Origin of the sequence: Pseudomonas sp. MS646 (assembly GCF_036693845.1) — a bacterium.
GTDB classification, from domain to species: Bacteria; Pseudomonadota; Gammaproteobacteria; order Pseudomonadales; family Pseudomonadaceae; genus Aquipseudomonas; species Aquipseudomonas chlororaphis_E.
This window is the reverse complement of sequence record NZ_CP144763.1, coordinates 772,391-782,500: the sequence shown is the minus strand read 5'-3', so window position 1 is coordinate 782,500 and position 10,110 is coordinate 772,391. Positions and strand designations below refer to the sequence as shown.

The 10,110-nt window shown below is 62.1% G+C and carries 10 protein-coding genes; 6 read left to right on the top strand and 4 right to left on the bottom strand.

What is annotated here, in order from left to right; all coding sequences use genetic code 11:
* Positions 1–153 precede the first annotated feature (153 nt).
* On the bottom strand, positions 154–1,647 hold the full coding sequence (locus tag V3H56_RS03360; RefSeq protein ID WP_047735989.1) for a CoA-acylating methylmalonate-semialdehyde dehydrogenase: 1,494 nt from the start codon (positions 1,645–1,647) through the stop codon (positions 154–156).
* A 73-nt stretch (positions 1,648–1,720) separates the two neighbouring features.
* Positions 1,721–3,070 carry an aspartate aminotransferase family protein gene (locus V3H56_RS03355; protein ID WP_047735990.1) on the bottom strand — a complete coding sequence of 450 codons (1,350 nt, stop codon included), beginning with the start codon at positions 3,068–3,070 and terminating at the stop codon, positions 1,721–1,723.
* A 122-nt stretch (positions 3,071–3,192) separates the two neighbouring features.
* Between V3H56_RS03355 and V3H56_RS03350 the strand changes: the two genes are divergently transcribed.
* From V3H56_RS03350 to V3H56_RS03340, 3 genes are all read left to right on the top strand, one after another.
* The gene (locus V3H56_RS03350) at positions 3,193–4,113 is read left to right on the top strand and encodes a LysR family transcriptional regulator (RefSeq protein ID WP_042732596.1); all 921 of its coding nucleotides are present in this window, start codon (positions 3,193–3,195) and stop codon (positions 4,111–4,113) included.
* Positions 4,114–4,218: 105 nt separating this feature from the next.
* The gene (locus V3H56_RS03345; protein WP_042732597.1) at positions 4,219–4,869 is read left to right on the top strand and encodes a TetR/AcrR family transcriptional regulator; all 651 of its coding nucleotides are present in this window, start codon (positions 4,219–4,221) and stop codon (positions 4,867–4,869) included.
* 8 nt (positions 4,870–4,877) lie between these two features.
* A complete protein-coding gene (locus V3H56_RS03340; RefSeq protein WP_047735991.1) occupies positions 4,878–5,459 on the top strand; it encodes a YigZ family protein in 582 nt (193 codons plus the stop codon).
* A gap of 282 nt (positions 5,460–5,741) precedes the next feature.
* Here the strand turns inward: V3H56_RS03340 and V3H56_RS03335 are convergent, their stop codons facing one another.
* Positions 5,742–6,188, bottom strand: a complete 447-nt coding sequence (locus V3H56_RS03335; RefSeq protein ID WP_047735992.1) for a hypothetical protein — start codon at positions 6,186–6,188, stop codon at positions 5,742–5,744.
* Positions 6,189–6,268: 80 nt separating this feature from the next.
* Between V3H56_RS03335 and V3H56_RS03330 the strand changes: the two genes are divergently transcribed.
* The 3 genes from V3H56_RS03330 (at position 6,269) to V3H56_RS03320 (ending at position 8,863) form a co-directional block, all read left to right on the top strand.
* Positions 6,269–6,619: a MerR family transcriptional regulator gene (locus tag V3H56_RS03330; RefSeq protein ID WP_042732592.1), complete on the top strand. Its 351-nt coding sequence runs from the start codon at positions 6,269–6,271 to the stop codon at positions 6,617–6,619.
* A gap of 25 nt (positions 6,620–6,644) precedes the next feature.
* The gene (locus V3H56_RS03325) at positions 6,645–7,331 is read left to right on the top strand and encodes an SDR family oxidoreductase (RefSeq protein ID WP_042732590.1); all 687 of its coding nucleotides are present in this window, start codon (positions 6,645–6,647) and stop codon (positions 7,329–7,331) included.
* A 173-nt stretch (positions 7,332–7,504) separates the two neighbouring features.
* Positions 7,505–8,863: an 8-oxoguanine deaminase gene (locus V3H56_RS03320; RefSeq protein ID WP_047735993.1), complete on the top strand. Its 1,359-nt coding sequence runs from the start codon at positions 7,505–7,507 to the stop codon at positions 8,861–8,863.
* Positions 8,864–8,985: 122 nt separating this feature from the next.
* Here the strand turns inward: V3H56_RS03320 and V3H56_RS03315 are convergent, their stop codons facing one another.
* Positions 8,986–10,077 carry a calcium:proton antiporter gene (locus V3H56_RS03315; RefSeq protein WP_047735994.1) on the bottom strand — a complete coding sequence of 364 codons (1,092 nt, stop codon included), beginning with the start codon at positions 10,075–10,077 and terminating at the stop codon, positions 8,986–8,988.
* Positions 10,078–10,110 lie beyond the last annotated feature (33 nt).

The following is a 10,110-nucleotide window of genomic DNA, read 5'->3' as shown; positions in this document are numbered from 1 at the left end:
GGAGTTTTTCGTTTCGACTGCGCCGGAAGTGGGGCGAATTATAGACGTCTGGAATCTGCCGTCAACCCCTATTTTCACAAATCTGTCACATCAGTCAGAACCCCCCATGAATGCAGAGGCCGGCCCCAAGGGGCCGGCCTCTGCATTCACCCCTTACAGGCTGGGGAACGCGAACTGCGAAGCCTCGTGACTGGCACGCTGCGGCCAGCGTTGGGTAATCGCCTTGCGTCGCGTATAGAAACGCACGCCGTCAGGACCATAGGCATGCAGGTCGCCGAACAACGAACGCTTCCAGCCGCCAAAGCTGTGATATGCAACAGGCACCGGCAGTGGAACGTTGACGCCCACCATGCCGACTTCGATCTCATCGCAGAACAACCGCGCCGCTTCACCATCGCGGGTGAAGATACAGGTGCCGTTGCCATATTCGTGATCGTTGATCAGTTGCATCGCCTCTTCCAGGCTGTTGACCCGGACGATGCACAGCACCGGCCCGAAGATCTCTTCCTTATAGATGCGCATCTCGGGTGTCACGCGATCAAACAGGCAGCCGCCCAGGAAGAAGCCTTCCTCATGCCCGGCGACGCTCAAGCCGCGACCGTCGACGATCAGCGAAGCCCCCGACGAGACGCCATCTTCTATATAACCACTGACCTTGTCCCGATGCTGACCGGTCACGAGTGGCCCCATGTCCAGTCCGCAAGAAGTCCCCGCACCGATTTTCAACGCCTTGATCTGCGGCACCAGCTTGGACACCAGTGCGTCGGCCACCTGGTCGCCGACACAGACCGCCACCGAAATCGCCATGCAACGCTCGCCGCACGAACCGTATGCCGCGCCCATCAGTGCGCTGACCGCATTGTCCAGATCGGCATCCGGCATCAGGACCGCATGGTTCTTCGCCCCGCCCAGCGCCTGGACGCGTTTGCCGCGTCGGGTGCCTTCGGCATAGATGTATTCGGCAATCGGCGTCGAGCCGACAAAACTCAAGGCCTTCACTTCCGGTGCTTCGATCAGCGCATCCACCGCCGCCTTGTCGCCATGCACCACGCTCAACACGCCCTTGGGCAGCCCCGCCTCCAACAGCAATTGGGCGATCAGCAAGGTCGAGCTCGGGTCGCGCTCGGACGGCTTGAGAATGAAACAGTTACCGCAAACAATCGCCAACGGGTACATCCACAGCGGCACCATCGCCGGGAAGTTGAACGGCGTGATGCCCGCAACGACACCCAAGGGTTGGAAGTCTGACCAGGCGTCGATATTCGGTCCTACGTTACGGCTGTATTCGCCCTTCAGGATTTCCGGCGCGGCGCAGGCGAACTCGACGTTTTCGATGCCACGCTTGAGCTCACCAGCCGCGTCTTCCAGGGTCTTGCCGTGTTCTTCGCTGATCAACTGGGCAATGCGCGATTCGTTCTGCTCCAGCAATTGCTTGAAACGAAACATCACCTGCGCGCGCTTGGCCGGCGGCGTGCTGCGCCAGGCCGGGAAAGCCGCCTTGGCCGCGTCGATGGCCTGTTGAATGGTCGCGCGATCAGCCAAGGGCACCTTATGGATCGCCTGGCCGGTGGACGGGTTGAACACGTCGGCCGTGCGAGCGCTGTCACTCAGCAGTTCGCCATTGATCAAATGCGGGATGAGGCTCATGGGGACTCCAGAATTTATCCACAGGCGCCCGTCACCGGACGCCCGTTGTTGAAAGCGATTAGGAAAGGGTGGGTCAGTCGAGCTTGTTCAGCACTTCGCCGACCGCATCGAACAAACGGTCCAGGTCCTGCGGCTTGCTGTTGAACGTCGGCCCGAACTGCAAGGTGTCGCCACCAAACCGCACATAGAAACCGGCCTTCCACAACGCCATGCCGGCCTCGAACGGACGCACGATCGCATCGCCGTCCCGCGCGGCGATCTGGATCGCCCCGGCCAGGCCATAGTTGCGAATGTCGATGACGTTCTTCGCCCCTTTCACCCCATGCAGTGCGTTCTCGAAATGCGGTGCGACCTCGGCCACGCTCTGCACCAGGTTTTCCTTCTGCAGCAGGTCCAGCGCCGCCAGGCCGGCCGCGCAGGCCACCGGATGCGCCGAGTAGGTGTAGCCATGGGGGAATTCCACGGCGTACTCGGGCGTCGGCTGATTCATGAAGGTCTGGTAGATCTCGGAACTGACAATCACCGCGCCCATGGGGATCGCGCCGTTGGTGACTTGCTTGGCGATGCACATAAGGTCCGGTGTCACGCCAAAGCTATCGGCACCGAACATCGAACCGGTGCGGCCGAATCCGGTGATCACTTCGTCGAACACCAGCAGGATGCTGTGCTGGTCGCAGATTTCCCGCAGGCGCTTGAGGTAACCCTCAGGCGGCACCAACACGCCAGCCGAACCCGCCATTGGCTCGACGAACACCGCCGCAATGTTGGAAGCGTCATGCAATTCGATCAGCTTCAGCAGCTCATCGGCCAGGGCGACACCGCCCCCCTTGGGCATGCCACGGGAATAGGCATTGCTGGCCAGTAAGGTGTGCGGCAGGTGATCGACGTCGATCATTGCCTGGCCGAACAGCTTGCGGTTGCCGCTGACACCGCCAAGGCTGGTGCCGGCGATGTTCACGCCGTGATAGCCACGGGCACGGCCGATCATCTTGGTCTTGGTGGCTTGCCCCTTGAGGCGCCAGTAGGCCCGGACCATTTTCACCGCGGTGTCGGCGCACTCCGAACCGGAGTCGGTAAAGAACACATGGTTGAGGTTGCCGGGGGTCAGGCTGGTGATTTTTTCCGCCAACTGAAACGACAGCGGGTGGCCGTACTGGAACCCCGGCGAGTAATCGAGGGTACCCAGTTGTTTGGCGACCGCGTCCTGGATTTCCTTGCGGGTGTGCCCGGCACCGCAGGTCCACAGGCCCGACAGCGAGTCGTAGACCTTGCGGCCCTTGTCGTCGACCAGCCAACTGCCCTCAGCCGCCACGATCAGGCGAGGGTCGCGCTGGAAGTTACGGTTGGCGGTGTAGGGCATCCAGTGAGCATCGAGCTTGAGCTGACTGGCCAGGGAACCGGCTGCGTGTTCGGGCATGTTCATCGACAAAACCTCTCAGGACAAAGGCGACAGGGATCAAAAGGCGTTCTTGCGGCTAAGTTGCCACGGCGATAAAGTCGGTGAAATGCAACTTTTCTAACTTTCAGTCAGCAGACTACTAAACTATGAGCGTCCGCCGCCCCGACCCACTGGCCCAGGTCAGCGACTTCGACATCCGCCTGTTGCGCATTTTCCGCAGCGTGGTGGAGTGCGGTGGATTCTCCGCCGCCGAAACGGTGCTTGGCATTGGCCGCTCGGCCATCAGCCAACAGATGAGCGACCTGGAGCAGCGCCTGGGCCTGCGTCTGTGCCAGCGTGGGCGCGCGGGTTTTTCGCTGACGGAAGAAGGCCGCGAGGTGTATCAGTCGGCGTTGCAGCTATTAAGTGCGCTGGAAAGCTTCCGCACCGAGGTCAACGGCCTGCACCAGCACCTGCGTGGCGAACTGACCATCGGCCTGACCGACAACCTCGTCACCCTGCCCCACATGCGTATCACTCATGCACTGGCCCAATTGAAAGAACGCGGACCCGACGTGCAGATCCAGATTCGCATGATCGCCCCGAATGAAGTCGAGCAAGGCGTACTCGACGGTCGCCTGCACGTCGGCGTGGTTCCCCAGGCCAGCGCCCTGTCCGGGTTGGAATATCAGCCGCTCTACAGCGAACGGTCGCTGCTGTATTGCGCCGTGGGGCATCCGTTGTTCTATGTGGATGACAAGCAGCTCGACGACACTCGCCTCAACAGCCAGGACGCCATCGCGCCCACCTTCCGCCTGCCGGCCGACATCCAGGCTCACTACCAGGCGCTCAACTGCACGGCCAGTGCGTCGGATCGCGAAGGCATGGCGTTCCTGATCCTGACCGGACGCTACATCGGCTACCTGCCGGATCACTACGCCAACCTCTGGGTCCAGCAAGGTCGGTTGCGAGCCCTGAAAGCTAAAACCCGCTTCTATGACCTGAGCCTGGCGTCGGTCACGCGCAAGGGGCGGCGGCCTCATCTGGTGCTGGAGAGTTTTCTCGAAAGCCTCGCGGCAACGCGCTGAGCCCGGATCGCCAAACGGCTTTAAATGAGGGTGGCACTTGTCTGATCGCCGCCGGTGCGTTATCAACGCATTTGCTTGCCCCACAGACCCAGCCCGGAAACGTCCATGACCTTTGAAGTCCCCGCCCACGGTGGCAAGCCCACCAGTCGCATTCGTCAGAAGAACGAAGAGACCATTCTCAAGGCCGCTGAAGATGAATTCGCCCGCCACGGGTTCAAGGGCACCAGCATGAATGCCATTGCCTTGAAGGCCGGGCTGCCCAAGGCAAACCTGCATTATTACTTCACCAATAAACTTGGCCTGTACGTGGCGGTGCTGAGCAACATCATCGAATTGTGGGACAGCACCTTCAATCACCTCACCGCCGAAGATGATCCGGCCGAGGCCTTGACCCGCTACATTCGCGCCAAGATGGAGTTCTCCCGTCGCCAGCCCCAAGCCTCGCGCTTGTTTGCCATGGAGGTGATCAGCGGTGGCGAGTGTCTGACCGAGTACTTCAACCAGGATTATCGCGCCTGGTTCGGCGGCCGCGCTGCCGTGTTCCAGGCCTGGATCGACGCCGGCAAGATGGACCCCGTCGACCCGGTGCACCTCATTTTCCTGCTGTGGGGCAGTACCCAGCATTACGCCGACTTCGCCACCCAGATCTGCCGCGTGACCGGGCGCAGCAAATTGACCAAGCAGGACATGATCGAAGCTGGCGACAACCTGATCCGTATCATTCTCAAGGGCTGCGGCCTGACACCAGCCATTTAAGATTGCTCATGCCTTTTACCCTTGCCGGTTTTTGCGAATACCGCGAAGAAATTCGCAAGAGCCGCTTCATCACCTTCGCCGCCCCCATCACCTGCCCCGCCGATGCCCAGGCCTTTATCGAGCAGCACAGCGACCTGGACGCCACGCACAACTGCTGGGCCTGGAAGCTCGGCGATCAATACCGCAGCAACGACGACGGCGAACCGGGCGGTACGGCCGGGCGGCCGATATTGGCCGCCATCGAAGCGCAAGCTTGCGATCAGGTGGTGGTGCTGGTCATCCGCTGGTACGGCGGGATCCAACTGGGCACCGGCGGACTGGCGCGGGCGTACGGTGGTGGCGCCAACAAGTGTTTGCAAAACGCTGACAAGATCGAACTGATCAGCCGCGTGGCGCTGCGCTGCGCCTGCGGCTTTGCAGAATTGCCCCTGGTGAAGCTGCGGGTCGCCGAGTGCGGCGGACTGGTGACCGAGGAGCAATTCACCGCCAACGGCGTGGCCCTGCAACTGGCCGTCGGCGAAGCGCAGATCCCGCTATTGCAAAAGCAATTGGCGGACCTGAGCCGTGGACGGATTCTGCTGGAGCGTTGAGCACGAAGGCGAATCCCCCCGCCGCAAAACTTGCCCACATCCACTGTGCATCCGACTGTGGATAACCTGAGCACATCCCTCTGTAACCCTTCTGTCACGCGGGTTTTAGAGGGTTGCTCAGTTTTTGTCCAACCCTTCATCCAGTTGATAAATCCGCCAGCAAAACAGTTGCTTGCGGTGGTTTATCACCTTTGGGAGAAAGCCGCGCGGCGCTTATGCCCGCGCGTCTCGCTTGCGCACAATTACTGTGGAGCAAGCTGTGGATAACCCGTTCATGGGTCTTCAGGTGCCAATAACGGCATGGCTCGCAGGGGCTTGATCATTTTTTAACCACTGGCCACGAATAGGCAAGACCTGCATCAGGCCCCATGCCAGTTCAAAGAACAGAAATACCCAGACGATGGCACTGGCCCCATGGAGCAGTGCATAAAGCATCCACGTTGCAAACAGCAACCGCCCCGCCGCGTCATACCGCCCATACGTCGGCTGCGGGTCGCGGATCCGCAACACCGACCACACACAGACAATCGAACCCAGCAGGTTCGCCATCAACAGGTGCGCGGGCGCAAACGCCGGCAACTCACCTGGCAGATCGAGTGCCTGGGCGAGGCTCGTCAGCGCGCCATGCAGGATGGCAAACGTCCAGGGCGTGGCGAAGGCGGCGGTCACGATCAGGTCGTACCAGGCGCCGCCGCGCACCACGCGGCGGTACTGCGTTGGGGTCCACATAACAATGCTCCAGATAATCAAGGAGCGAACAGGCTAAAGCTTGGGGTATGCTCCAGGGTCAAGCCCTTCTGGAGACCCTCATGCGCATCGGTGAACTCGCCCAGGCCTGCGCCGTCAGCCGCGATACGCTGCGCTTCTATGAGCAGCGCGGCCTGATCGCGGCGGGCCGCAGCGCCAATGGTTATCGCGATTATCCCGACGACATGGTGCAACTGGTGCTCTACATCAAGACGGCCCAGCGCCTGGGCTTTACTCTGGGCGAGATCGGCCATAGCGTCGCCGCCCTGTGGCGCGTACCGGATCCGGGCAACGCCATCACGCAATTGCTACAGGACAAACTGACCCTGATCGAAACCCGCATGACCGAACTCGACGCGTTGCGTCACGAGCTGAAACAACGGCTCGGGCAACGTTGTCCATTAAATCCGTGACCTTTTTTCTTTCAAGGATGCCCTCATGAATTCGGCAAAAAACGCATTGATCATCGGTGCCTCCCGGGGCTTGGGCCTCGGCCTGGTGAAGGTGTTGCTGGACGATGGCTGGAACGTGACCGCCACCGTGCGCAACCCGCAGAACGCCGGGGCGTTGAAGGCGTTGGGTCCGGTTCGGATCGAAAAACTCGACATGGACGACCAGCAAGCGGTCATCGCCCTGAGCCAGCAGCTCAAGGGTGAAACCTTCGACCTGCTGTTCGTCAATGCCGGCGTCAAGGGCCCGGACAACCAGAGCCCCGGCGGCGCGACGCTGGCTGAAGTCGGCCAGTTGTTCTTCACCAACGCGGTGGCACCGATCAACCTGGCGCAGCGCTTCGTCGGCCAGATCCGCGATGGCAGCGGCGTGCTGGCGTTCATGAGTTCGGTGCTGGGCAGCGTGACCATGCCCGACGCCCCGGAACTGGCGCTTTACAAGGCCAGCAAGGCGGCTCTCAACTCCATGACCAACAGCTTTGTCAGCCAACTGGGCGACCAGACGTTGACCGTACTGTCGCTGCACCCTGGCTGGGTGAAGACCGACATGGGCGGTGAAGGGGCAGACATCGATGTCCAGACCAGCACCCGCGGCTTGATCGACCAGGTCAACGCCTTCGCCGGCAAGGGCGGGCATCACTTCGTTAACTACAAGGGCGAGACGATTCCCTGGTAAACCTTGTGGGAGCGAGCTTGCTCGCTCCCACAAGGGGCCGGGGTAAGGCACTGGTCACGGACGACTGAACCTGAGTAAACTCCCCACTTCGCCCCCGACGGCGACCCTGGATCAGCAGACAGGGCATCACTGAGCTGGCTAACCTGAACCCACTTTCAGAGGAGCCGGCCACCATGCCTGCGACCCGTACCTGGTTAAAAAACCCCCTCGCCATTTTTACGGCCAACGACCTCGATGCCCGTGGCGGCCTCGTCCTGCAGGACGGTGTGATCGTCGAACGGCTGGGCCTCGGCCAGCAGCCCGCCCAACCCTGTGACACGGTCTTCGACGCTCGCGAGCACGTGATCCTGCCCGGCCTGATCAACACCCATCACCACTTCTATCAGACGCTGACACGGGCCTGGGCGCCGGTGGTGAACCAGCCGTTGTTTCCATGGTTGAAGACCCTCTACCCGGTGTGGGCGAGGCTGACCCCGGAAAAACTCGCCCTGGCAAGCAAAGTGGCGCTGGCCGAGCTGCTGCTGTCAGGCTGCACCACCGCCGCCGACCATCACTACCTGTTTCCCGACGGCCTGGAAAACGCCATCGACGTGCAAGTGCAGAGCGTGCGCGAACTGGGCATGCGCGCCATGCTCACGCGCGGTTCCATGAGCCTGGGCGAAGCCGACGGTGGCCTGCCGCCGCAACAGACCGTGCAGCAGGGCGAGGTCATTCTCGAAGACAGCCAGCGCCTGATCGATCGCTACCACGAACGCAACGACGGCGCGCAGATCCAGATTGCCCTGGCGCCCTGCTCGCCGTTCTCGGTCACACCCGACATCATGCGCGCCAGCGCCGAGATGGCGGAAAAGCTCGACGTGCGCCTGCACACGCACCTGGCCGAAACCCTCGACGAAGAAGCGTTCTGCCTGCAACGTTTCGGCCTGCGCACGGTGGATTACCTGGACAGTGTCGGCTGGCTCGGCCCGCGCACCTGGCTGGCCCACGGCATTCATTTCAACCCGGATGAGGTCGCCCGTCTCGGCGCCGCCGGCACCGGCATCTGCCATTGCCCAAGCTCCAACATGCGCCTGGCGTCGGGCATCTGTCCCACCCTGGAACTGACCGCCGCCGGCGCTCCGCTGGGCCTGGGGGTCGACGGTTCGGCGTCCAACGATGCCTCGAACATGCTGCTCGAAGCCCGCCAGGCGCTGTACATCCAGCGCCTGCGCTACGGCGCGCCGGCGATCACACCCGAGCGCGTCCTCGGCTGGGCCACCCGTGGCTCGGCGCAATTGCTCGGACGCAGCGACATCGGCGAGTTGGCCGTCGGCAAGCAGGCCGACCTGGCGCTGTTCAAGCTCGATGAGTTGCGTTTCTCCGGCAGCCACGACCCGATCTCGGCCCTGCTGCTGTGCGGTGCCGACCGGGCCGATCGAGTGATGATCGCCGGCCGTTGGCGGGTCATCGATGGCCAAGTCGAGGGGCTGGACCTGAAGGGGTTGATCGCCGATCACAGCCAGGCGGCGCGGGAGCTGATTGCGGGAAGCTGACCCGACGCCCCTCCCATGTGGGAGCGGGCTTGCTCGCGATAGCGGTCGGTCAGTCGACATCGATGCTGGCGGCACCGACGCTTTCGCGAGCAAGCCCGCCCATCTCTGGCGCCGCGCACGATTTACAGGCCGAGCAACGACAACATCACGAACGTCGCGAACAGCACGAAGTGGGTCATGCCTTCGATGGCATTGGTTTCGCCATCGTTGAGGTTGATCGCGCTGACGATCAGGGTGATGAAGATCATCACCGTCTGCACCGGAGTCATTGCCATCTGGAAGGGCTGGCCGGTGTAGAGGGCCATGGCCTCCATCACCGGCACCGTGAGAATCACCGTGGACAGCGAAGCCCCCAGGGCGATGTTCACCACCGACTGCATGCGATTGGCGAGCGCCGCGCGCAGGGCAGTGAGAATTTCCGGTGCGGCGGAGATGGCGGCCACCAGGATGGCCGTGACCACCGGCGGCGCTCCGGTCCCTTCCAACCCCAGGTCGATGGCCTTGGACATGACTTCCGCCAGCGCGCCGATCACCACCACACCAAACACCAGCGCCGCGATGGAGAACGCCAGGCTGACGGGTTTCGGTTCATCTTCCACCGGCTCTTTCCGGCGGCGTTTTTCCGGGTAGCTGTAGCTGAAGAAGTAACTGTGGGGGCCGACCTGCATGCGCAGGAACAAGGTGTACAACACCAGCATCGCGCCAATGGTAAAGGCCGAATAAGTCTTCCAGCTTTCCCGGGGGATGAACTCCGGCACCACCATCGACACGCCCATGGCGGTGAGGATCATCACGCTGTAGGTGCGCGCCGAGTCGTCGTTGTAGACCTGCTCGCCATGCTTGATCCCGCCCATCAGTGCCGCGAGCCCGAGGATACCGTTGATGTCGAGCATCACCGCCGAGTAGATCGTGTCCCGCACCAGCGTCGGCGAAGCCTGGTTGCTCATCATGATCGCCAGGATCACCACTTCCACCAGCACCGCCGATAACGTCAGGATCATCGTGCCGTAGGGGTCACCGACCTTTTCCGCCAACAGCTCGGCGTGATGGGCCACGCGCATGGACGCGGCGACGATGAAGCCAATCAGCGCCAACGCGCCGATCAATGCCACCATCTGTCCGCTGCCCAACAGCCAGTGCTCCAGCGGATAAGCCACGAACGCGGCAAGCAACGCCAGCAGCAGGAGTTTTTCTTGCTTGATCAACGTGAGCATCGCTGGCCTTTCATCGTGCACGGGGTCATGAGC